The organism is Amycolatopsis sp. NBC_01307, from assembly GCF_035975215.1.
GTDB lineage: Bacteria > Actinomycetota > Actinomycetes > Mycobacteriales > Pseudonocardiaceae > Amycolatopsis.
The window spans coordinates 1,759,830-1,784,729 of record NZ_CP108403.1 but is presented as its reverse complement, the minus strand read 5'-3'; the positions used below and the strand labels follow the sequence as shown (position 1 = coordinate 1,784,729).

Below are 24,900 nucleotides of genomic sequence, written 5' to 3'. Positions count from 1 at the left end.
TTGCCAGCGAGCAATCGCCGAGTCACCCGCCTACGTCCAGGCCGATCTCCACCGGGTGTCGCAACGTCGCCACCGCCAGAGAAGGCCTCCGTTACATCGAGGTCTTCACCGCTGAGGCGCTCGGGGAGCGGCTGAGCAACGGGTGGATCAGCGCAGCCGCAGTCACCGACCACCTCACCGACACCGCACGCCACCATCTCGGCGTCGCCGACTTCGACTGGCACGAACTGAGCACGACAATCCACGATGGCATCGCCGCCGACCGCGAACACCACCGCATCCGTCGACCGCGCTGCACCCCCTACCTCGACCCTTCATCGCTTGACAGGAGAACCATCGCCATGTCAGGGCACACCCACCGAATTCCTCCGCGCCGAGCACGTCGAATCTCGTTTTGCTGTGGCAGCAGCGACCGGGCAGCTCTGACCTGGAACGGTTCTCGTCCCGCCATGCGGTCGCAGTCGCAAGAATTTGCTGCACACTGGCAAGCCGATCAAACATGCGATACGAGAAGCTCTCCTCCGTAAGATCGAAGTTCAACAGCACCCTTATCGAATTCAATATCGACACCGCTTAGCGCACCGACCTCGTCAAAAATTTCCTCGACGCGCACGATGGTTATACTACCAATGGAATCGTCCGGGAAAAGAGCCTGAACTGCATAATCAGAGGCTGGCCACAGATACCCAGGAATGCCACTATCGCGCCGAACCTCAACTCGCAGCGACCAATCCGTCCACACCGTAAACGAAATCATAATACCAGTATTCAGAGTAATATGCAGCTCGACCGTGTCGCCACTGCGACCAGTCACTTGACCTACCGATTTAACCGGAATTCCAGCCAGCTCCTTCAGGTTGACCTCGCCCGGATCTGAATCTGACAACTCGCAGCCCACCTTTCCGCCATCCTGGACGTAAATCCCCGCAAGAATCCATCGTACTACAGCATCATCCCACCTTGGAAGCAGCATTCCACCAACTGTTTCCACCTGCATCCATAGGGAACATGGTCACGAACTCGCCATCAGGCTTTGTCAACACCAGGTCGTTGTCTTTTTTGTAGAACCAGTAACCGTCGCCGCCTCCCCTATTGGGGTTCCAAGCACCCCGACGAATCTCATCAGATCCGTTGCGAACGTCTTGGATCCTATTGGAAAACCACTCACGCGCAGCTGGATCACCAGGATTCAGGCCGTAATCCTTCGAATGCTTCCCCCACTTGCTCCCAAACTGCTTTCCACTGGTTCCGAAGAGTTCTGGACCTTCCGCTCGGGCCGCATCGGCAGCGACCTTCGCTGCCACGAGCGAAGCACCGCCGTAGTCCCCTAACGCACCCGCGCCAACGCCGCCCGCGATAGCGCCGCCAGCCTCGACCGAACCCTCCATCGCGGCAATCGAACCGAGCACGACCTCGCCGCCGAGCTTGGCCAGGAGACCAACCGCTCCCCCAGACGCGAGAAGCGCAGCCACCTCGAGGGTTTCCTCGATACTGGGTGACGAGGGGTCACAGGCACGGACGTCAGGGAACTCGTCGCAGAACGCGGCAGCGAACTGGTCGTAATCCGGCGGCCGCCGGTCCGGCGGCTGAAGTGACCAGTTCGCGAACTGCGTCTCCCAATGCGCCCGGCGTTCCTTCGGCGGCATCAGATGGTTCTCTTTGCCGACGAACAGCGGATACGTCGGTCGAGTTTTGTGCGTCACCGCGTTGGCCCAGTTACTCCAAACGCCGACGTTATAGCGGTACGCCCGCTCCCTGTTCGCGGAGCTCATGGCGCTGATCGCAGCTGTCCCGATGTAGGCGGGACGACCGTCGATCTGCAAGACCATGCCCGTAGGGTCGCTGAACGATATCGGGCTGTTGTTGCCGTAGCTGTAGGCGTTCAATGCCTGCGGATTGCTCGTGTCGAGCACCGGGTCCGCCGTCATGAAACGACCAGCAAGCGGATCGTAGTCGCGGGCATCGATGTGCGTCACGCCTGTCGTGTTCTGATAGCCGCCGAGGAAGCCGTGCTTGTCCGGCCAGGTCGACGGCGGGGTGCCGCGGGTGGTGCCGTACGGGTCCTGCCAGCGCCTGGTCACCGTCATAGAAGAACCGGAGTCGACCGTGGCGTAGGTCGTGCCGTGGTGATCAGCCAGCTTCCAGCTGAGGGTGCCCGTGCTGGTGCGGGTCGCGATGACCTGGCCGTTGTAACTGTAGAACCGGGTGCCGGAGGCGAAGCTCCCGCCGGTGGGGACGAACAGCTCCGTGTCACCGATCGACAGCGTCATGCCGCCCGGGTCCTTGGTGATGAGAAGGTTGCCGTCCGCGTCGTAGAGGTAACTACTGTCCCCGCCGCTCGCCTCCTTCGCCGTCGCGACCCGGCCCTCGGCGTCGTAGGTGAACGTCTGCGCCGAACCCGTCGGGCCGCGGGTCTTGGTGCTCCCGGCGTCCGTGTAGTCGTAGTTCGTCTGCGTCGTCCCGCTCGGACCGTCGGTGGTGACGGCCTGGACGGCGTGCGGTCTGGACTGGCCGGCGTCCGGGTAGGTCGAGGTGCTCGTGATGTCGCCGGTGGTGGTGTGCTGGACCTGCGTCTTGCGGTTACCGGTGTCGTCGAGGGTCCAGGACGTCCAATACGGAGCCGCCCCGCCGATCCCGGCTGTGGTGGGCTGGGCCGCGCAGTCCCCGGACGTCGGGGTCCAGGCTTCGGTCAGCCGCTGCAGGTAGTCCTGACGGAAGCACTGGGTGTCCGCCGGCAGTCCTGGCGGGGTGTCGGCGATCTTCGTGATGTTGCCGACCTGGTTGTAGGTGTAGACGCGGTTGGCGATCCAGAAGTCGGAGGTCGTCGAGCGCTGGGTCTGCATCGTGGCGAGCCGGTGGGTGCCGTTCTCGTAGGTGTTGCTGACCGCGACCTGGTACGGACTCGTCGGGTTGTTGAACTCTGTCCGCAGGACCTGGCCGAACTCGTTGTAGGCGGTTTTAGCCACCAGCTGGGTACCCGTGCTGGAGGTCAGGGTCTTCGGTGCTCCTTGGGGGAAGTACCCCAGAGACTGCTGCTCGCTGGGCAATCCCCCGGCTCGCGGGCTGCTGACCATGCTGACCGCGCCCGTGTTGGGGTCGTAGGTGGTGCCGAAGCTGTAGCTTCCGGAGAGCCCTTGGATACCGGCGGGAATGGTGACCTTGCTGCCCGTAGGACGCCCGGCGCTGTCGTAGCCGGTGGTCTCCTTCTTGTAGGCCTTAGCGTCGACGTAGCGGGTGGAGCTCGTGGGCTGCCCGGCGAGCAGGGTGTCGTACGTCCAGTCGGCGAGCTTGGTGCCAGTGACGGCGGCCCCGTCGTACTCGGCGGTCTTGCGGCCGAGGTTGTCGTAGGTGTAGCTGATGAGCCGCTTGCGGGCGTCGGTGGTGGTCAGCAGACGGTCGACGGCGTCGTAGGTGAACGTCGTCGTGCCGGTATCCGGGTCCTTCGCCGAGATCTTCCGGTCCTTCAGGTCGTACTCGAAGGACCAGACGTTCTTGCCGGTGGTGTCGGTGACCGTGGCCTGCTGGCCGCTGCGAGTGTAGGTGTAGGTCGTGGTGTCGGCCGGGGATCCGGCGGTGTACTTCGTCGGGTCCTTGTACTGCAGGAGCTGGGTGGCCTGGCCGAGCCCGTTCGTGATCGTGGTCGTCGCGGTGCCGCCGCCCGGCGGGATCGTGGTGGTGCGGTCGCCGTCCGGGATCGTCGTGGTGCGCCACTGCTCGACGTCGTTCTGACGGTACGCGCTCGCTCGCGCGGCGCCGGTGCTGTCGAAGGTGGTCAGCGTGGTGTTCGGAACCGAGGCGTCGTTGGTGACGTAAAGCGTCGCCGACGGTCCTGAAGTGCTGTTCCAGTAGGGGTTGTGGGTTTTGTACGCCCGGCCCTGCGAGTCGAAGTAGGTGTCGGTGATGATCCGGCCGGCCCCGTCGTCGGTGCGAGGTGCCTGGGTCTGGATGGTGCGGCCGAGACCGTCGTAGAGCGTGTACGAGGTGGCGTACTGGCCGCTGGCGAGCAGTGTCTGCGCGGCGACGTTGCTGACCCCGCCGCTGTTTCTCACGTTGTAAGTGAAAATGGCGTCGGCCGGCGCGTTCTGTGCCTTGCTGTGGCCGGGTTTCCAGACGGAGATGATCCGGCCGAGCGCGTCCTGGGTCGAGTCGGTCCGCAGGCCGCTGCCGTCCTTGCCGGCGATCGAGATGCCGGAGACCGGATCGAGGTACTTGGTGGAGGTGAACTTGGGCGCGTTGGGAGCCGCGGTGACCGGCGGAGAGGTGGTGTCGACCTGGGTGAGCGGGCCACCTGAAGACGGCGTGTAGGCGGTCGTGGTGGTCAGGCCCAGTGCGTCGGTCGAGCTCGTCGCGCGGCCGTAGTTGTCGTACACCGTGGTCGTGGCCGGCTTGGTCAGCTTCTCGGCGCCACCGGCGGGCCAGTCTTCGAGGGTGTCGACCTGGGTGACGTTGCCGCTTGTGGGCGCGGCGCCGAACGCCTGCGTGTCGTAGTAGCTGCGGTTGTCGCTGATGATGTTGCCCGGCCCGGGCGGGTTCGTCGTACCGTCGCAGATACCCGAGACCTTCTGCACCTGGCTCGGGAAACTCACCAGCCACGCAGTGGTGTTCTCCAAATACTGCGTCAGGGTGCAGCTGGTCTGCTTCGGGTCGGTAGTGTCGCCCTCGGTCTGGACGCTGGTGGCGAGACCGTACTTCCCGTAGACGCTGTGGGTACGGGAGATCCGCCAGGACTTGCTGGTGTCGAGCCAGGTGCGGGTGCGGCTGGTGTCGGTGTCGACGTAGGCCGACGTCCGGCCATAGGCGTCGGTCCCGGTGGCGCCGGACACCCACGGCTCGTTCAGCGTCCCGCCGATGACGGCACCGTCGCGGTAGGTGACTGTCTCCCGGACGAAGCCGGCGACCTCCTTGCGGTCGACGATCGACTCGTGCCAGTTGTCACTGGTCACCGTCGCGCCCTCCATGCCGCGGAGGTAGTACGACTCGGTGACCACCGGAGGACCGGACGGATCACCTGCCGCCGGTCCGAGACCGACAGTGGTCTTCACGTCGCCGTAGCCGCGCCACTGCGACCAGGTGCGGTACTTCGGGTCGGTGAACGGGTCGTCGTCGTAGTGCCAGGCCGCACCGCCGAGATAGTCGTAACTGGTGACCGTGTGCTGTTCCTGACCCGTGGTCTTCGCGTCTTCCTCGACCAGTTTGACCTGGAACTTGTTGAAGTAGTCCAGGACAGGGTCGTTGGCGCCCGGTGGAGTCCAGTAGACCGGGTAGCAGGAGAGCTTGTTGTCCTTCAGGTTGTTCGGATCGGGCATCTTGACGCCCGTCACGCACTCGGGATCGGCGTAGGTGACGGAGGTGAGTCCGCCCTGGGGGTTGGTGATGGCGTCGATGCGTTCCCGGGTCAGCGCTGTGTACTGGATGTTGGCGTTGACCCGGTTGGCCATCGCCTTCGCGTGAAACGTCGTCGGCGGCAACGTCACCGAACTGCCGACAGTGTTCGGACTCGCGATCTTCCCGGTCTCGGTGACCGAGTCCAGCCACAGTGCCGTCTTTTCCCCGTCTTTGGTGGGCGGGAAGGACTGGCCGAGCGCCCACTCCCGGACCGGCTTCCAGCCAGTGCCACCGTCGCTCACCTGAGTGGTGATCTTGGTGTAGCGCTTGCGGGAGAAAAAACTCGGTGAACCGTAGGTGCAGACGGCGCCCTGAGCACAGATCGTCTCCGACGGCACGTCCGGCCAGGACGTCGCGGTTCCGGAGTTCAGCTGTCCCGGGTCGCAGGTGATGGTTCCGCTCGGGACGCACCGCTCGGCGGTGTCGAACAGGATCTGAGCCGGTGCGTGGCTGAACGTGTCGGCGACCTTGGTGTTGAAGCCGTACTCGACCTTCTGCAGGTAGCCGCCCCGGGTGTAGGAGGTGCCGGGGTTGTTGGCCGTGGAGGCGTTGCGGTTGAGTCCGTAGTAGTTGGTTTCGGGCTGGTAGTAGTAGGAGATGGCGTTGCCGCGGGGGTCGACGACGTAGTCGAGGTTCCACCGCCAGGCGCGGTTGCACCAGGACGCGGCGTAGGTCGTGGCGTTGCACGGCTCGTCGGTGTTGTTGCCGAACACCGGAACGGTCCAGGTCGACTGGGTTTCCGCCTTGCCCGACGCCCAGCCGGGCAGGTGGTTCAGGCCGAAGAAGTACTGGACACCGTCAGGCGTGGTGACCTTCCAGTACTCGCCGAACTTGTCGCCGTTGGCGCCGCCGGTGAGGCGTTCGACGCGGGTGCCGTCGTCGTCCTTCGGGTGCCACTTACCGGTGGCCTTGTCAAGGATGAGGTCGCCGTTGGCGCCGGAGAAGGAGATGGTGGCGTTGTCGTTGTACCAGCACAGGTCGCCGGTCTTGGTCTGGTTGTTGTTGCCGCCCAGGTCCTGGCCACAGCCCTTGTAGCGGCGTTCGATGAAGCCGCTACCCGAGAGGTTCCAGCCGTCACCGATGCCCGAGGCCTGGTTGTTGGTGGCCGAGGTGAGGCCGTCCACCGCGCTCGAGGAGTAGTTCAGGCTCACTGCCGGGCCGGTGCCGCCGACGGCGGAGGGTGTGCTGATCGGGTACGAGTAGGAGAAGTCCGCTGAGGACGTGCCGGCGGTCCAGGCGCCGGCGGGCTTGAGGTCGGTGGCGGTGAAGTCGCCGCCACCGCTCTTGGTGTCGGATTGCGCGGCGACCAGCATCGACGTCGCCGCCGGCGTGGCAGTGCTCCGCCGGTCGGCGGCTGGTGCTCCCGGCAAGGTGACGTCGGCGGTGACGTGCTGGGTCTTGGTGTTGTTGTCGGACTTCAGCGGGGTGCCGACGTGGCACTCGGGCTTGTCCGGCGTGGTCAGCAAGCAGGACGGGTACTGCACCAGGTGCAGGCGGCCGCCGAAGTCGCCGCCGTAGGCGTCACCGAACGAGCGGTAGTCGACGTCGATCGTCACCGGGCCGCTGGTGTCGCCGCGAACAGGCTCGGCCTTGACGAGCACGCCCTTGACGCCGGCCTTGGCCGCCGTGGCTTGGTCCAGGGTGCTGATACGAACCTTGCCCGCGGCGTGCCGGGCATCGGCCTTCGCCTGGGAGCGTGACACTGCCACCGACCGTCCGGCAGGCACTTTCGCCGCACCTTCGGTCGGCAGGTCGACTTCGGCGGTCGCCGCGGCCGGCCAGGTCACCGGGGCCGGGGTGTAGGTGCCTGCCGACGGAGCGGGCGGTGTCCGAAGGCCACCGTCGGCACCGTTGACCGACTGTGCTTGTTGCAAGGGTGGGAGGTCCCAGCCCAGCCCATGCCAGCCGCCGGTCGCCGCCTCCGCGGCCGACTGGCCGGAGCCGAACAGCACCAGCGTGATACCGAGCGCGACGAACCGTCTGCTGCGGTCCATCCGGAAGAGCCCACGTCTGCCCGTCATAGCTACCTATCCCCTGGTGAAACGGCGCCGCGCGCCGGAAGCCGAACTGAGCTAGTGAGTGACGTCGAAGAGATTGCCGGGGTCGTCGAGAGCCCGGTCCTGCTGGACGCCGGCCATGTCCCGTAGACCCGCGTAGACCCGGACTCCGGCCAGGCCGCCGTACCAGGTGTCGCTGCGCTGTCCCGTCCACACGCCGTGGCCGAGGACGAGACCGCCGCTGGAGTCCCGAGCCACGACCCCGCCGCCGTCGGGTGTGTTGACGTAGAAGTTCTGCTTCGTCCCGTTGACGTAGAGCGCCATGAAGCCGGTGGCGACGTCGTAGGTGGCGACCAGGTGCGTCCAGGTGTTGTCCGCGGCGTCGGCATCACTCAGCACGATCCGGCTGTCGTTGCCGGTCGCGGACGGCGACAGCAGGAAGCTCCACTTGGCGTGCTGCTTGCCCGATGTGTCGGCCCACGGCCGGTAGCCGAGCAGCAGTGGCGAGAACTGGGTGTCGGTGGTGCTGACTACGGCGCGAGGCGACGGATCGACCGGACCGTTGACGGACGCGTCCGACGTGGTCCAGGTGTGTTTGACCCAGGCCTCGACCGTGAACGACTTGTCGGTCCGCAAGGTGGCGGGCTTGGTCGTCGTGACCTCGCCGCCGTTGACGGTGAACTGTGCCGCGCACGCCAGCGGACTACTCCCGGTGTCGGTCTCCATACCCAGTGAGACGCCACCTGAGGGTGTGCCTTCGCTCTGCCCGATCGAGTCGTAGTAGCCGGACGGCTGCATCGCGGCGATCTGGTCGTCGGTGAGGACGCTGTCCCACACCCGGGCCTGGTCGAGGATCCCCTTGAAGAAGTTCTGGCCGCCCCGCTCGGCCCCGAGGAACAGACCGCCGTTCGCTGTCCATGTCTGCGACACCGGAGAGTCGGCTTGGTGCCGTCCGTTGACGAACAGGCTCAGCCGCATCGCCGACTGGTCGAACGTACCGGTGAGCAACGTCCAGGTACTCGTTTGCGGGGTGGTCGTACCGACTGCCCAACTGGTCGTGGCCCCGGCGCTGTCGGACGGGGTCATGCCGAAGGCCCACCGGTTCAGTGCCTTGTCGTAGCGCAGCACGAACGCTGAGGTGTTCGCGCCGGCCTGGGCGAGCACGCTGTAGTTCGCGTTCAGGTCAGCGGGATTGACCCACGCGGATACGGTGAACGAGTAGGCGGTGTCGATCACGGGCCTAGTGGTGGTGCCGTAGCCGGTGGTCCCGTCCAGTTGAAGGCCGCCGCCGCTGCGTCCGGGCACCCAGGTGTGGCCACCGGTCAGGGTGAAGTCGTTGCCGTGCTGGGTGCCGTCCTTGGCCAGGTTGCCGCTGGTCTCGCCCAGCGACCAGGCGGACTGCAACGACGGCACTCGCGACGTCGCCGAAGTGATCTCGGGTCCACAGCCCTCGGCCAAGCCGTACGCGGCCAGCGGCGCCGCCGTGTTCGCCAGGTCGTGTGCTTCCGTCGCGGACAGCGTCCGTTGCCAGGCTTGGACGTCGTCGATCGAGCCACGGAGGTAGTCGGCGCGGGCGCCGGCGTTCTTCCCGGCTCCAATGACGAGCGACCCTGTCGCGGCCCACGGGTGCACTACGGCCGTTTGCTGTTTCGCGCCGTCGACGTACAAGGTGGCCACGTTGGTGGACGCGTCATAGGTCGCGACGAGGTGTGTCCAGGCACCCGCCTTGGGCGGGCTGCTCGAGAGCACTTTGACTTCATTGGGTGCTGCCTGATCAGCCGCGGTCACGCGAAGAGCCCAGGCATTGCTGTCCTTGTTGTATTGCAGCACGAATGGACTTGCCTGGGTGCCGTCCTGCGCGATGACGGTCTGCGAACGGGTCGTGTCGGTCAGCTTCGCCCACGCGGCCACTGTGAAGGATTTCGACGGGTCGAGGACACGATCCGCGGTCTGGGCGTAGCCGCTGGTGCCGTCGAGACTGATCGCTCCCTTGACGCCTTCGCTGTAGCCGCTGGTGTCGGGGTGGGTCCAGCTGTTGCCGTGGTTGTAGCCCGGCTGCCGGGTCGCGCCACCGGACAGCGTCGCCGCGTGTGCGGCGAGTCCCGTGTTGCCCGGCGTGCCGGCGGCGGTGTCGGCGAGAGATGTCCCCGACGGCTCGTCCGCGCTCCACGCGGCGACCAGGTTCTTGCTCGGGGTGAGCGGCTGGACGTGGTAGGAGCAGGACGGGCCGTCCAGCGCGGGGTTGGAGTTCGGGATGACCAGGCAGATCGCGTTCGGGCTGGGCATCCCGGCCTTGTTTACCGACTTCACCTTGACCAGATTCTGATTGCCGTTGACCGCGATCGTCTTCAAGCTCGCGGTGGCGACCATCTTGCCGTTGGCGTCAGTACTCTGCACCGCCGGCGTGACCGGTGAACCCTGAGGTTGCGGCTCGGAACCGTCGGTGGTGTAGATGAAGTGGTCGATGTCGTAGAGGCCGTCGGTGGCCATGTAGGTCCACACGCTGAAGTCGGCCGCGTCACCCTGCACCTTCGGGTCCGTCGACGACGCCATCGCGACGTTCGGCGGCAACGGGACCTTGCTGTCCACTGTGAACTCGCAGTTGCCGACCCAGTTCGACCAGAGCTCACCGTCGTAGGCCTGCATCGACCAGTTGTAGATCCCGTCCTCGTTGATCCACCCGGCCGGGACCGCGGCCAGCTGCGCGGTCGCCTGCTGGTTCGGGCCGGCCGTCCCGACCGGCACCAGGTTCGCGCCGTTGTCGTGGGTGTAGACGTTGTGGCCGAGCGCGCCGTACGCGACCGCGAACTTGCCGTAGACGGTGCCGCCGTCCGGGTCGGAAACCCGGCCCGCGATCTGTGGCGTCTTCGTGTACACCCACGGCCGGTTCGGACCCGAGGTGCACGGCAGCTGGCCGTTCTGCATCGACAGGCTCGCCGGCGGGTTCGGGTAGGAGTCGTAGTTCACCTGGAAGTACGGGTTCAGGTCGAACCGCCGCCAGGCCACCATCCCGTCACCTTCGTTGGCGGCACCGAGCGCGAACCACGTGTTCTGCCAGTAGTTCGCGGCCGCGTCCTTCGCCGCTCGGGTGGCGTCGAACTGCCCCGTCACGCCCGCAGCGTCATGACAGTTCGCGACGTTCATCGTCGACACCTGATACACCCAGCCTGGCTGCGCACCCCACGTCGTGTTGGGGTCCGCCGGGTTGGACAGCCACAACCCGGTCGCCTTCGGCGAACAGCTGTAGCTGTGCTGGATCGTGGTGTTGAGCGACGCACTGTGCACCACCGTCCCACCCAGCCGAGCACTGTTCATCTGGATGTAGGACCGCGACGTCCCCGCACTGTCGTAGTTCTGGTAGCCGGCCTTGAGGTTCGACAAGTCCCCGGTCGACGCGTTCCAGTTGTGCGCACCCGGAAAGCCGGACTGGACCACCACGTGCGACTGGATGCCGCACGAGTCGCACCAGCTGTCCGGGTCCAGCGACACCGGGTACCGGGTCGCAGGGTCGTTCAGGAACGCCTGGTCCGGGGTGATCGTCACCGTGCTCGGTGTGAGAGCGACGTCCATCATCGCCTCACGCCGGCCGCCACCCTCACCGAGCTGCTGCTCGGCCTGCGAACCGTCACCGGTGGAGTCCCACATCCGCGACGCGTCACCGGAGAAGACCACCTGCCCGGACGTGTCCTTGACCTCGAGCCCATCGGTCGGGCCGGCCTGGGCCGGAGTGCCACGGCCTTCGCCTTCCGCGACCGAGACGGTCGTGTTGCGGGTGTGGAGCCCGAACGGGATCTCCCGCAGCTTCGGGTTCTTCGCCGCCTCCGGCGTCTTGATGACCAGATTCTCCGTGAACCCCTCAGCGACCGCCTTCACGGTCAGATCAACGCCAGGCAGCACCTCGGCGTAAACGGCCGTGTCACCGTTCAGCGCCGGTGCCGGCAGGTCGGCGGTCCACTTCAGACCGACTTCCTTGTTGTCCTGGCCCGCTTGCACGATGGGCTGCGACGCCGAGCCGGCGCCGCCGGGGTTGAGCTTGACGTCGACGGTGATCGCCTTCGGCCCGACCGAGCCGTCCGCCCGCTGCACCAGGGTCGTGTCGACCGGCGCCCACGTCGCGCCCTGCTTCACCCGGACCGGGTGGACGTACTGCGTCATCGTCCACGAGCCATCCGGATTGGCCAGCGTCTGCGACGTCTCGGTGGTCTCCGACGCCACCTCGACCTGCTTGTCACCCTCACGCGCATAAGACGCGGCCGTGACCTCGTCCGGAGCCACATTCGGGACTACCACAGGTGTTTCGGCGTGAGCGGGTGTGACCGTCACCACGGTTCCGACACCGATAGCAGCGCAGAGCAAAAGAGCGCGCCAACGCGCACCAGAAAAACGCACGAGATCCCCCTCGTCAAAAGCAACCAGCACAGTGCTAGGCCCCCGACGAACCCGCGACCACGATGCCAAACCTGGCGAAGATCCGAAATAGGCCGTTCAGGGCAGTCGCAACCGGAAGGCGAATCGACGAGTTACGGAACGATCTCAGCAAGAAGGTACAAATAAGACATACGTGATCAACTTGCCGAGGCGTGTCGCTGTCAATGGCACGCGAGAGGACCGTCTTGACCCCCTCAATCCACGCGCGATCATCTGCGCCGCCGCCACCGAAAGATCCAGTCCACGGTCGTGATCCCCGCTGGAGAGCCGTCCGATCAGCCAGCATGTCCATGCAGGTCACCACGTGTGTCGAAGATCTACACCACACGATCCAAATCCCAGCGCAGCTGCCACGACAGCTCACGACATGACCACACGCACGAAACCCGCTCGGCAGCACAGACGTGAAGTTCACAGTCACGGCGCCATGTATGCAAATGCCTAACAACGAATCGGCGAGAGACTTGTCAACCCGCCGGAAGATCACCCTCTCGGGTGATCAAGACGACGCCCATACTCAACGGATTGCCTCGACCATCGCGAAATGCCCGCGTAGTCCTGAGCCGATCAGGCGAACGCCCCACAGCTGCAGACATACAGTGACCCGGGGTTCCGTAACACCACACGTCGTCGCGGCGATGCCCGCCAGGACCTAAAGAGCCACTTGCCATGACGAAGAACGACGCCCAGCGGCCGCAGACCGCGGCGGCGGCGCCCCAGCGAAACCGCGCCCTGCGATACGCAGCTATCGCAGCAGCCGTCCTCGTCGTCGCCGTCGGCACCATCCTGCTCGTCACCCATCCCAACGACCCGCCACCGGCTGATTACCATGTCGCCGTCACCGGCAACATCAGCGCAACCTGGGTCTCCGACAACAGCGACGGCACGCTCGACCTCACTAACGGCGGCAACTCCGAGAAGATCCGAGCCGGCTCGCTCACACTCACCGTCCAGTCGGCCCTGCCGAGCGGCGCCAGCTGCACCATCGTCGACTCGAACGCCAACATCATCGACACCAAGGACGCACTACCGACCCGCGGCACCAGCGGCAAAGACGCCTTGACCACGGTCACCTGCAGCACCACGAAGCCCTGATCGGCAACCTCGCCCTCCAGCGAACTCTGGCCAAACGACGTTCGTCCGCGCTTCACAGCGGGTTCATCGTCTACCCCATCCGTCGAACGACGTTGAGAAAATGGTCAGGCCGATCAAGAACTAGCCAGATCCCGAGATCACATTTCGCGACCCGTTGTTTAATGCCGCGTCCGACTACGCCGGGGTATAGATGTTCACTCATTGCCATTTGCATATCCGACAAGACAGCGATTACGGACCGGTTGCGGAAATACGACAACGACGCGAAGCGCCGCTGCATAGGACGTTATACAGACGTCGGCAGGTCCTGACTGCGCTGATCGGATGAACGACTCGAAGGCCGCCGTCATGACCGGGCGGCCGCGACATCCGTCCATCGTGACCCCACCCCACTCACCCCCGCCTCAAGCGGCCGACCCCGCCGCCGGCACGACCGACCTGCTCGCACAGTGGATGACCACGGGCAAATCCACTCGCACCTCTCCCCCAACGCAAGTCAGCAACGGGTTGCGGTTCGTCTTCTACGGCCGCACCTCGACCGTCCGTCATCAAGACCGCGTGTCGTCACAGGGCTGGCAGCGCGACATGGCCGACAACCTCATCAGCGGTTACGGCCAGATCGTCGCCACCTACTTCGACGCCGGCACCTCACGCCGCGTCCCATGGGCACAGCGACAGTACGGCCCGGCCCCCTCGACAGATCAACTGCGGCAGCCTTCTGCACCATTCCCGCCAAAGGCATTGAGCCACTGCTGCGCTCGCTGCGACGTGAGAGCGCCGGCAACCTCCGGGGTTGCCATTTCGAAGACGAACTCGGTCAACTCGTCTTCGAAGCCCTGCTCGCGGCCGACATCGTCACGCACCTCGAGCGCTTCCGCCCAACGCTGTGCCTCCTCAGCGGTCAGCGCGCCGGACAGGTAGCCCCGAAGCACGCGTGTTGCGTCAGCACGAGTCAGGTTGACCAGTTCGACGTCGCTGTCCCACTTGTACCCAGCGAGTACGGCGACCGCATCTCGGACGGGCCTCCGGCATTGCACCAGGTCGCGGAGCGCGTCCACTCGCTGTTCCTCGGGCGAGGCGTGCTCGTTCATCTCGGCATCTTGTCCTTGATGTGGGCAATGGAGCCATCGAGCAGTCTAGTTGTTTTCGTGTACCCGACCGTCGAGCCGACCTCGGCGACCACCTTCGCGTAGGTGGCCGACGAGCCGGGCACCCGGCCGGGAACTCGACTTTCGAACTGGATCGCCCCGTCTTCAAGCTGGGCGATCTTCGTGGTCTCCGCTCCTGCCGGAAGCTTCTTCCCGTAGCGGCCGAGGTTGGCCTGCTGACTCGGCGACAGCTCATGCTGTGCGACCGGCTTCCCGCCGCCACTCGAACCGCTTGTCGCGCCGTCTCCGTCGCCCCCGCGGTCGGTCCTGAACAGCTCTACATGATCCTCACCTGCGGCATTCACCGCCATCTTGGCGAGGCCCTGTGCCGCCAGGCCAGCGCCGACAGCCATGCCCGCCGCAGAGACGGCGTTGACCGGAACACCCGCGACAGCGCCGACACCGGTCGCGTCGAGCACAATGCCGAATCCTTCTCCGGCCGAGCTGACGATGGTGAGTCCGATGCCCGCTGCGGCCTCGATGAGATCACCGGGATGGTGGAGAATCCGGCTCGGCGTTCAAGACGGCGACGGCCACACCACGCTGGAGTCAACTCGGACACGAAGCAGCCGCGTCGCGACAGCACTACGAGGCTTGGGATAGTTCATCGTCTGCGACAACGCTGGATGGCGGCTGAAGAAGATCGATTCGAGCTGAGCCACGATCGGCCCAGCTTCAAGATCGCGTTTCGCGATCCGTGGGGTAATACTGTGTCCGAGGACCGAGCCGACCCATAACCCCACGCTCACGTTCGCCACCGACCTGCAGCTCAGTTAAACGATGTTGCGATCAAGAGCGCACCGACAGCGGTACAGTCCGGGTAGGGAATCTGCGACCTCTCCAGTCACCAGCACGACGCCCGCCGGTCTACCGCTCCAAGCCGAGATCAGACTCGTCGGCGTCAACATATCCCCACGCCCGCGCCAGACGGGTAAGCGCCGTGACAGTCAGTTGACGGCGGCTCTCATGATCGAAGCCGACAGGTGCAACGACCGTGAGCGCCCCCTCCCGAGCGAGAGTGTCCGCGGATGTGCCAAAGACAGACAGGTCGACCACCTTCGTCAAAGTCACCAGGCGAAGCAGCTCGCCCGGGCCGTACTCCCTGGGATCGTCGGACTTGACCTGCAGCTCCACCACCGGCGGGGCCATCAACGGAACCGCGGCAGGATCATCGACCAACACACCCGGCACGACCACCACAGCCGCCTCCCAAGCGGCCTGCCACAGCTCGGCGATCTCGGCTGCCGTAATCCGGAAATCCGCAGCGCCCGTCGCCGACGCCAGAGCCACCTGCCAGGTCTCGAGGTTCACCTGGAACTCAGCGAAAACACGCACGATCCGTTCCCGGCCCGCAGGCAGGATCAGGCGCACCGACGTACGCGCAGCGACCTCGCCGTGGCGAGTCGTCAATACGCTGTCATAGAGGGCTGCCCGGCCCGACTGGTGAACGCCGAACCCTGTCGGGCGGATCCAATCCAGGGCAGCGACGCTGCCGCCGCGCCGGCTTGACAGCAGGGGCAACATGGTGCCCAGCTTCATCCGCGGCAGGGCCCGCTCGAGCCGCCGCCGAATCTCCCGGGTGATTTCGAAACCGTCCTCGGCGAGGTCCCATGGCAACAACGCGATCGCTCGCACCGTGAGGTCGGCGACCTCCACCGGCGGCATCAGCCGCGCCTGGCTGGCCTCCATGACGACGCGAGGCCGTGGTTCCCAGCGAACCTCGGGGCGCACCACGAGCCCACGACCCCATTCGCCGCCGCCCACCTCAACCGCCGTGGCATCCGCCGGAATGTAGTCGGTCTGCGCGAGCGGGAACCCGACAGCCTGGAGTCCCTGGAACGGGTGTCCCGGCACGCTGACGACGTCGTCCCACACTGCCTCCGAGACGGCGACGGCCTTCTGTCCATACAGGGCGCAAATGAGCACCGACCCGTCTCCGGTGCCCGTGAAGCACTGGATGCGTCCGAGCTCGTTCTCGGCTACCAGTGCGATCGGCCGACCCAACCTGCCCTCGCCACCGGCCCGTCGGAACGCCTCCTCGAACTCCCGTCGGGTCCGCGAATCGGTACCCTCCCCGACCTCGACAGGGCGCTCTGTCGCGGTCGGAACAGCGTTGTTGATCGTCAACGAGCCGTTGACGGTGTTGACAGCCGTCCCCTGGCGATCCGCACGCACGCCGGACGGTACGGGCGAATGCTCGCCGGACGCGGTCAGCCCTGGTTCCCGCCCGGCACCTGAGGGTCCGGCGGACGCGCGATCGAAACATCGCCGCCGGTCACCCCGCCGATCGCGACCGAGCCACGATCCGCGTTCACCCCACCCGAGATCGCAATACCCAGTCCCCCAGCAACCACACCGCCGGCCTGCCGCTCGACGTCCTGCAAGTACTCGACCAGCGCCGTCAGCTCTGTAGCGAAGGTTTGGTCACCCTCGACAGCATCCTCGAGGGCCAGCTGCACCCGCTGCTGCGTGCGGCTCGACGGCTCCCCTGCCCGCTCGACCTCCGCGGTCAGCTTGGCCAAAGCCGGATCGGCGCCGAGCTTGCCGGAGACCAAGTCGTGCAGTCGGTTCAGCCCGGCATCCAGCGCACGGTCGACCTCGACGTCGACGCCCTGGCCGACCCGCCGCAGCTTCCGGACCGCCCAACCCACGAGGAACCCCACGGCTATCTCCAGTCCCGTCATCACCCCTCGCTCCCCTTGAGACCTACCAAGTCCCCGCATAGTGTCATTCGCCGGCCGACGGGCGCGTGAGGGACACGTCTTCTGCACGTTGCTGGCAATTAATTCAGTCGCGATCAGCACCCATGCTCTCGATCTGCGAAGAGGCATTGCCGTCTATCGAGGGGTATTCATTGCACGAGACAACGCTGATTCCGGGAGGTCGGATGCACAGCCTCTTGCGCCGCCGATCGCCACGGATCAGTACACGCCGTCGTCAGGCACCGACATCGAGATCGGGCGCACATCGACGTGACGGCTGAAGCGCCCCGGCGGGTGTAACGCCCGGATCGGTCGGCGCGACCGGTTGGGGAGTGGGAACCGCTTGCGGAGGAGACCCGATCGCCTGTGTCTGAACGCACTCCGCGTCGTCGCGCCTGGCGCGTCCCGGTCGCGATCGCAGCCGCCGCCGTGCTTGGTGTGACCGTATTCTCGTTGGCCGACGCCTCGCTGCAGACCAACGACTCGCTCAGCAGCGTGCTGGCGGGCGTGATCGCCCTGGTCGGGGCGTTCACCGCGGTGATGAGGTGGTTGGGCGAGGGCGTCAAGCCCATCGATCACGACCAGGAGGCCGCCCTGCTCGCCGGAGCGCTGCTGCGCCGGTGGAAGCCGGAACTGGAGCACCGGGCGGGCCGCGGTGACGGGCGGACCATCCCGCTGCGCTGGCGGCAGCGCGAGGATTCGGTGGCGGCCCCAGCCGCTGAAGTGGTGGGCAGCGAACTGCGCGTGGCCGTGCACTTGGACGGCGAGCTGAGCGGAAACCTCGATCGGGCGGCGGCTGAGCTGGCCGCGGGCTTCGACGGAGTCCCCAACCATCGGCTGGTGCTGCTGGGCGAGCCGGGGTCAGGCAAGTCGTTCCTGGCGCTGGCGCTGACTGTCGGTCTCCTGCGGTCCAGGGTGGCGGGCAAGCGGGTACCCGTGCTGCTATCGCTGGCGTCGTGGGACCCGGTAGTGCAGAGCCTGGACGCCTGGATGGTGCGCAGCCTCGCCGAGGAGAATTACGCGGGCGGCGGCGCCGTCCCGGCCGCGCTGCTGGCCGCTGGGCTGATGCTGCCGGTGCTGGACGGCCTCGACGAGCTGCCCGAGCACGTGCGCCGCCGCGCGGTCGGCCGGATCAACGACACCCTGCGCGGACCTCGCCCGATGGTCCTCACCTGCCGCTCCGCCGACTACTCCGGCGTGCTGGCCGCAGGTGCTCCGGTGGTGCTGCGGGCGCCGGTCGTCCAGGTGCAGCCGCTCACCCCCGAGGACGTCGCCCGCCACTTGCGGAACGCCGACGACCGTCCGGCTTCCTGGACGGCAGTGCTCGACCACCTCGAGACCCACGCGAACAGCCCGCTCATCACAGCGCTGTCCACGCCGCTGATGCTTTCGCTGTTCACTTCGGGCTTCCGGACCACCGATCCTGCGCTCTTGCTGAGCGATCCTGAGCTAGACAACCGCCTGGCGGTCGAAGACAGGCTGATCGACGTGCTTGTCGACAGCCTCGACGAGAGCACGCCGGGCGAGAGCCGCCGATGGCTGACTTACCTGGCCAAGCAGTCGCACGCGCACAAAACCCCCAACCTGTCCTGGTGGCGGCTCACGAAGTGGAGCCCGCCGCTGGCGGAATACGCGGCGATCCTGCTCGCGGCTCCGATCCTGGGCCTGGCCGCCGCGGTGGCGGCCCCCGCGCTAGCCACCACCGAACCCTCTCTCCTGGACATCGTGCCCAGCATGCCGTGGCTGGTCGGTGCGGGCGCGTTTTTCGCGCTGCTCATCGCATCCTTCGATACCGGGCACCTCCCCGCCTCTGCACCACGGGAGCCGGGGGTCGCGCGCCGGCGATTCGTGCGGACTCTCGCCGCGAGCAACGTAGTAGCGGTGGCCCTCGGTGCGGGGGTAGCGGTGTTAATAGGTATGGCCGGAGACGCGAACGCGGAGGTGACCACCGGGGTCGGCGCGCTGATCGGCATCGCGGCGGGGATGGGGCTGGTCATCGGCTTCGGCGTGGGTCTGCACGGCTATTGGGCCGCGCGCGGGCACAGGCTCGCCGTCACCACTCCGCGCGATCTGCTGCGCCACGAGCGCTCATCCAGCCTGGTTGCCGCCGCGGTGGTCGCGATGGTGGTCGGCGTGGGCACGCTGCCCGCGGCGGTCTGGGGCGGTACAGTGGGCGGCCACCTGGGACAACAACTGGCGCAATGGCGCGGCCAGCCGGTGGTGCTCGACCGCGGTTTCCCCGGCACACCCGCGCACGTTCCGTGGGTGGTCGACGGGGCGCACCTACCCGCGCTGATCTGGGTCAGCGTTCTGGTCGGCCTGGCCGGGGGCGGAGCCGCGCTGTTGGCCCGGCCGTGGGCCCAGTTCGGGTTCACCAGGGTGAACTTGTCCGTGACACGGCGGCTGCCGCTGCGGCTGATGGCATTCTTTGAGCGGGCGCACGAGCACGAGCTGCTACGGGTGAGCGGGGGCAGCTACCAGTTCTGGCACATCCGGCTGCGGGAACGGCTGGTTGCCACCGCCGGCCCGGAACCGGCGTCGGGCAAGCTGCGGAAGGGGTGGCCCGCGATCACCTCCGGCGTGGTGTCGGTGGCGGCGATCGCAGCGTTGATCATGGTCGGGATCGCGCAGCCACGGTCCTGCCCCAGTACCGGCATCGGTGAGCTGGACCGGGTGACGTCGCGGGTGGCTGCCGGGCCTGCGTCGGCATGCCTGGGACTGGTATCGGACGCGGCCGTGCTGGGCCTACCACCCGGAGGAACGGGGAGCGTAGAGACCTATCTCGTCGTGGGCGAGTTCGATCGGATGACCCCGCGGCAGCGCGCCGAGCTTTCGGTAAAGCCGGGGGACTCCGGCGTCACGGTCACCTACATCGAACTCGTGGACCCGATCCCCTCACCAGACGTCGTTCCGATGCTGGCCGGCGAGGTGCTGGCCGCCACCAGTGACGAATACCGCGCACGCGTGACGGTCGGCTTGGTCTCCGGTATGACGGCCCTGGTCGAGGAGAACGGGCAGGTACGGGTCACCCAGTGGCGGTTGCCACCTAGTAGCAGCAGGTGACAACCGCGCGGGATACCTCGCAAGGCTCGCAGTGCGGCCGCAGCTGGCGGCGGCGCAGCGCGCGGATGAAAGTCGAGTAGCCGCCGCGGTAGCCCCCATCGATGGATCGATATCAGTAGCTCGGCAGCCAGACGTTACCTGCAGTCTGCGGCCTCGCCGTCGCTCCCCAGTGCTCCGCGCCGTCACTCGTTCATTCGTGGGTAAGCCCGAAGGGTTCGAAGGTACGACTCTTCCCGTTGTTGTTGAGAACGATCGATCAGCCAGCTCGGCCGGGCTCTCAGCTCGGGCCCGCGCGAGCGGTTACCGCCACGGAACGACGCTCCGGGTGTCGGCCCCCTCGATGTAGGCGCTAATCGCGCCCTCCCAACAGTCCACTCCGCAGCCGCTTCCCCATTCGGGAACTGGGAGCTCGGCGAGAGCCGGCCGAGCCCGCACCGCGCTCTGCCACACCGGCGGGACCGGCAGAACTGGAGGGGCCAGCGAACTCCGGCATGAATAGAGCGGTCAGGAAGCGTCGCGTGCAGGAGGTGTTGACGGGTCTGCTCGACGGCGCGCGACGCGGCCACGCTGCTTGTGCAGCATCCGGGTGAATCACCTGCCAGAACGTCAACCGTCCCGCTCCTCCGGGCGTGAGCCGACCGCGCAGGCACGACCTTTCCTTGATCGAGGCAATGGGAGTGCCGAATCTCTGACAACGAGGAGTCAGCTTGTCCACGCGAAGAACGTCATGCCGTCGTCCGGCCCTCGTGGTCGCAACCACGTTGGTGCTGTTGTCCGGCGGTTTGCTCGCCGTGACGCCGGCCGAGGCCGGTCCCGCCGCGGTGCTGACCCCGACCTTGACCGGGGCTCGCCCGTCGGCGACCCGGATCCCGTTCCCGATCTCCGACAAGGTGTCCGCGTCGGTCGACGTCGGCACCGGCAACCTGCTGGTCACCACCTCCGAACTGGCGCTACCGGGTATCCAGGCCGATCTTCAGCTCGGGCTGACCTTCAACAGCCTGCGTCTCGGCTCGGGCGCCGCGCTGCCGTCCGGATCAGCGGGTGCAGGTTGGGCGATGCGAGTCGGACAGGACACCAAGGTGATCCTCAACTCCGACAACTCCGTGCTCTACCTCGCGCCCGAAGGCCGCGAGGGGCTGTTCCAACCCGCCGGTGGAACGGCGTACACCGCGCCGGCCGGGTTCAAGGTCGTCATGGTGAAGACCGCGTCGGGCTGGACGATCACCGACCACGACACCAACGCCGTATCGACGTTCGACTCGACCGGGCAACTGGTGTCGATCAAGGACCGCAACGCCCAGACGTCCGCGTTCACCTACGCCTCCGGGAAGCTGTTCCAGGTCACCTCGACCCGCGGCGGCGCGGGCGCCCGGACGGCGAACCTCACCTGGTCGGGCACCGTGGCCACGATCGGCCAGACCGGCGACGACGGCACCGCGCGCAGCGCCACCTACACCTACACCGCGGGCAAGCTGACCAAGATCACCGACCCGACGTCGAAGGACACCCAGTTCGGCTACGACCCGACCACCGGTGACTTGACCACGATCACCAACGAAGCCGGCAAGCAGACCGCGATCCAGTACGACGCCTCGCACCGTGTCAAAAAGGTGACCCAGGAGAACCCGGCCGGCGGCGCGGCGACCCGGTTCACCTACTACTCGGCCGGCGAGACGCTGGTCGCGAGCCCGAACAACACCGAGGCCATCCCCGCCAACGGGCCACAGACCGACTACTTCCTCAACGCCCAGGAGCTGGTGACGTCCGTGGCCGACCCGCTCGGCCGGGGACGCGCCAAGACCTACACCCCGTTCACCGACGTCGCGACCTCGACCAGCGGCACCGGGGGTGTGACCACCTTCGGGCACGACCCGGCCGTGAACGCCGGTGAGTCGCTGACCGGCGTCACCGCCCGACCGGGGCGAAGGCGACCGCGACCTACGCCAACACCGGCGCGGCCAAGTACCTGCCCTCCGGTGGCACCGACGGGCAGGGCAACGCCAAGCTGTTCACCTACGACGGCGCCGGCAACCCCCTCAGCTCGGCCAACACGGCCGCGACCGCGACGTCGAAGGTCGACTACAACGCCGACGGCACCCTCAACACCTCCACCGACCCGCGCAGCAACGTCACCGACTACACCGCGAACACCGATCACCAGATCACCGACGTCGCCCCGCCGGCCGGCTCGGGCCTGGCGGCGATCGCCATCTCCTACGACGGGTTCGGGCGGCTGCACGCCGTCCGCGACGGCCGCGGGCTGCGCACCATCTACGCCTACGACCGCGCCGACCGCGTCAAGACCATCCAGTACTCCGACGGCACCCCCGACGTGGCGTTCACCTACGACGGCGCCGGCAACGTCCTCACCCGCACCGACACCTCGGGCACGACGACCTTCACCTACGACGCGCAGAACCGGATCACCTCGCGCACCGCGAACTCCGGCGGCGGCACCCTGTCCTACGGATACGACAAGGCCGGGAACCTGACGTCGAAGACCGACGCCCGCGGCGCCACCACCTACGGCTACGACGCGGCGAACCAGGTCACCGAGATGACCACCCCGAACGGGCAGAAGACCGCGTTCGCCTACGACGACGACGGCAAGCGCACCGACACCTGGTTCAACACCAACCCCGCCCGCACCACCTTCGCCGCCCACACGAAAACCACCTTCGACAAGAGCGGCCGGATCTCGCGGACCTGGACCTCACGCGCGTCCAACGACGCGACCAAGACGTTCGACGCCGGGTTCTGCTACTCGCCCCGCGTCGCCGGGCAAACGTGCCCGTCGGCGTCGGCCACCACCGACACCGGGTTGATCAAGTGGTCGACCGACAACCTCTCCGGCGCGGTGTCGCTCTACAGCTACGACACCTCCAACCGGGTCACCGCGGTCTCGAACTACGGCGGTCACGACTACGCCTACACCTACGACAAGGCCGGCAACAGGCTCACCGCGAAGGTCGACGGGACCACCACGCAAACCCTGACCTACAACGCGGGCAACCAGATCTCGAACGCCGGCTACAGCCACGACGCCGCAGGGAACCGGACCGCCGACCCGGCCCAGGGCACCTTCACCTACAACGCCGCCGGGCAAACCACGACCCACACCGAAGGCTCGTCCTCGAGCACCTACACCTGGGCCGGCGGCGACCAGAACGAACTCGTCTCCACCACCACCGGGGCGAACACGACCAGCTACGTCCACGGGCGCAACGACACCAACGGTGTCCCGGTGCTCCAGTCGTTCACCAAGAACGGCCAGACCAGCTACGTCGACGCCGACCCCACCGGCATGCCGCTCATCTTCCAGCGGCCTGACGGCACCACGCACTACTACGCGCTGGACAACCAGAGCAGTCCCGTCACCCTGATCGACAGCAGCGGCGCGGTAACGGCCTCTTACACCTACGACCCCGCCGGAAAGCAACTCACCGCTTCCGGCGCAGCCTCTGCGGCCAACCCCGTCCGTTACGCCCAGGGACTACTGGACGAGACCACGGGCTGGCTCAAGCACGGCGTCCGGTGGCACGACCCGACCACCGGCAACTGGACCGCCCTCGACCCCATCAGCCTGGTCCTGGAGCCCGACATGGCAAGCCGATACGCCTACGTCGGCGGCAACCCCGTCAACCGGATCGACCCCACCGGCCTGAAGGCCGACACCTCGAAGGCGTGCCTCGGAGGCGCCGCCGCCGGTGCCATCGGGGCTCTGTCCGGGGTGGCCACCGCCCCCGGGGTAATCCCCGCTGCCGCCCTCGGATGCATCGGCGGTGTCGTGGGGAACTGGATAATCAACGGGTTCGGCGATTGATCCCATCAACCCGTGCATAAAGCCGGACGCCGCCGGCCAGTACGTCTACGTCGACGGGAACCCTGTCAACCGCGGCGGCCGGGGCCTGGGCACCGCGCCGGCCGTCACTGGCGTGCCGGGTGCTGGCTACCTGTTGCCGTACTCCTTCGACAGCACAATCGACAGTTGTGACTGATAGACCGGCTGCCACACCCCTCGAAGGGAGGAACCACCGTGCGGTGAACGTAGGCCCGGTCGGCGCGAATCCAGCCGGGCCTACGCACGGGACAAAGTGCCACACCACCCACGTCGATCATTCGTTCCGCCGGCACGAACCTCCCCGGTTAGCTCTCGGCCGCGAGCTTCTCCCAGGTGTCCACGCCACGACTCAGGACCGACGCAGTGAGATCGCGACCGGCCATTTGTCCTTGTCACGCAGCAGGGCGAAGGTTCCGTTAGCTCACCATTAACGGACGGTCTCACCGTCGGCAAGGACATACCAACGATCACCCAGGTCGCCGCCCTTCACCGCATAGACCTGCCGCATCCACGTCGACATTACGTCGGCCTGTAAACAGCCTTAAGCGGCATCCTGCTGTGCAGCCGGAGGCACGCGACGACGCACATGACATTCCTGAAGTGGCCCAGATTGCGGTTCAGTCGATCAATCCACCATTCGGCCGCTAGCGAACAACAAGCATTATCGGTACCTTCGCAAGGAACCTACATACTTTACCATCGAGGGGATCTTCGTGAAACGAACATTGACCGCACTATGCCTTGGCATGACCATACTTCTCGGCATATTCTTCACTGCGTCGGTGGCCGCCGCCGAAAGCGTTACCGCTTCGAGAAGCAGCTCGTCGCAATCTGATTCCAACGGAATAATGAGTTCGCCGAAGTGTTCCGGCACGAGCGGATACGGGGTGATCCGCTATCAGGTGTGTTTCCGTTACAACTGCGACAGCAACAGTTGCAATGTTCTCGGCTACCTGGGCTTGATCAACACGGCGACGACCGCGCGGACCGTGGCGTGGGATATGGACTATCGACTGCAAACCACCGGAACACTGAAGCACGATGACGACGGCTTCGCCACTCTCTCCGCCGGAGAACAGCGGACAATCTATTCCGACAACCCTCAAGTGTCTCCAATTTGCGGAGGTCACGTTCAGTGGGTCCAATACTTGGTGGTCAAATACGGCAGCACCGACTGGAGTTCGCAGATATCCACGCTCGACACTCTATTCTGCGCGTAATCGCTCAGGCTTGCAGATGGC

The 24,900-nt window shown here is 66.4% G+C and carries 12 protein-coding genes; 5 read left to right on the top strand and 7 right to left on the bottom strand.

Translation table 11 applies throughout. From position 1 onward, the window contains the following. Nucleotides 1–493 precede the first annotated feature (493 nt). The 3 genes from OG439_RS07625 to OG439_RS07615 form a co-directional block, all read right to left on the bottom strand. The gene (locus OG439_RS07625; RefSeq protein ID WP_326948649.1) at nucleotides 494–997 is read right to left on the bottom strand and encodes a hypothetical protein; all 504 of its coding nucleotides are present in this window, start codon (nucleotides 995–997) and stop codon (nucleotides 494–496) included. Next, a complete protein-coding gene (locus OG439_RS07620; protein ID WP_326948648.1) occupies nucleotides 951–7,379 on the bottom strand; it encodes an RHS repeat-associated core domain-containing protein in 6,429 nt (2,142 codons plus the stop codon). The genes OG439_RS07625 and OG439_RS07620 overlap by 47 nt, the downstream gene beginning before the upstream one ends. Nucleotides 7,380–7,457: 78 nt before the next feature. Then, the gene (locus tag OG439_RS07615; RefSeq protein WP_326948647.1) at nucleotides 7,458–11,657 is read right to left on the bottom strand and encodes a LamG domain-containing protein; all 4,200 of its coding nucleotides are present in this window, start codon (nucleotides 11,655–11,657) and stop codon (nucleotides 7,458–7,460) included. 822 nt (nucleotides 11,658–12,479) lie between these two features. On the opposite strand from OG439_RS07615, the gene OG439_RS07610 reads away from it, so the two are divergent. Then, nucleotides 12,480–12,905: a hypothetical protein gene (locus tag OG439_RS07610; RefSeq protein ID WP_326948646.1), complete on the top strand. Its 426-nt coding sequence runs from the start codon at nucleotides 12,480–12,482 to the stop codon at nucleotides 12,903–12,905. A gap of 701 nt (nucleotides 12,906–13,606) precedes the next feature. Here the strand turns inward: OG439_RS07610 and OG439_RS07605 are convergent. The 4 genes from OG439_RS07605 to OG439_RS07590 all read right to left on the bottom strand — a co-directional run bounded on the left by OG439_RS07605 (nucleotide 13,607) and on the right by OG439_RS07590 (nucleotide 16,737). Continuing rightward, the gene (locus OG439_RS07605) at nucleotides 13,607–13,996 is read right to left on the bottom strand and encodes a hypothetical protein (protein ID WP_326948645.1); all 390 of its coding nucleotides are present in this window, start codon (nucleotides 13,994–13,996) and stop codon (nucleotides 13,607–13,609) included. Then, nucleotides 13,993–14,472, bottom strand: coding sequence for a hypothetical protein (locus OG439_RS07600; RefSeq protein ID WP_326948644.1), 480 nt, complete (start codon nucleotides 14,470–14,472; stop codon nucleotides 13,993–13,995). The genes OG439_RS07605 and OG439_RS07600 overlap by 4 nt, the downstream gene beginning before the upstream one ends. A gap of 448 nt (nucleotides 14,473–14,920) precedes the next feature. Further along, nucleotides 14,921–16,228, bottom strand: coding sequence for a hypothetical protein (locus tag OG439_RS07595; RefSeq protein ID WP_326948643.1), 1,308 nt, complete (start codon nucleotides 16,226–16,228; stop codon nucleotides 14,921–14,923). Between the two features lie 35 nt (nucleotides 16,229–16,263). Beyond that, nucleotides 16,264–16,737 carry a hypothetical protein gene (locus OG439_RS07590; protein WP_326948642.1) on the bottom strand — a complete coding sequence of 158 codons (474 nt, stop codon included), beginning with the start codon at nucleotides 16,735–16,737 and terminating at the stop codon, nucleotides 16,264–16,266. A gap of 384 nt (nucleotides 16,738–17,121) precedes the next feature. Here OG439_RS07590 and OG439_RS07585 point away from each other — a divergent pair, with 384 nt between their 5' ends. The 4 genes from OG439_RS07585 (at nucleotide 17,122) to OG439_RS07570 (ending at nucleotide 24,879) form a co-directional block, all read left to right on the top strand. Beyond that, on the top strand, nucleotides 17,122–19,818 hold the full coding sequence (locus OG439_RS07585; RefSeq protein ID WP_326948641.1) for an NACHT domain-containing protein: 2,697 nt from the start codon (nucleotides 17,122–17,124) through the stop codon (nucleotides 19,816–19,818). A gap of 707 nt (nucleotides 19,819–20,525) precedes the next feature. Next, nucleotides 20,526–22,310 carry a DUF6531 domain-containing protein gene (locus OG439_RS50035; protein ID WP_442792289.1) on the top strand — a complete coding sequence of 595 codons (1,785 nt, stop codon included), beginning with the start codon at nucleotides 20,526–20,528 and terminating at the stop codon, nucleotides 22,308–22,310. Nucleotides 22,311–22,375: 65 nt separating this feature from the next. Continuing rightward, complete coding sequence (locus tag OG439_RS07575) at nucleotides 22,376–23,641, top strand: RHS repeat-associated core domain-containing protein (protein ID WP_442792325.1); 1,266 nt, start codon at nucleotides 22,376–22,378, stop codon at nucleotides 23,639–23,641. 764 nt (nucleotides 23,642–24,405) lie between these two features. Further along, entirely contained in the window at nucleotides 24,406–24,879 is a 474-nt protein-coding gene (locus OG439_RS07570; protein ID WP_326948639.1) for a hypothetical protein, read from the top strand. The last annotated feature ends 21 nt before the right edge of the window (nucleotides 24,880–24,900 follow it).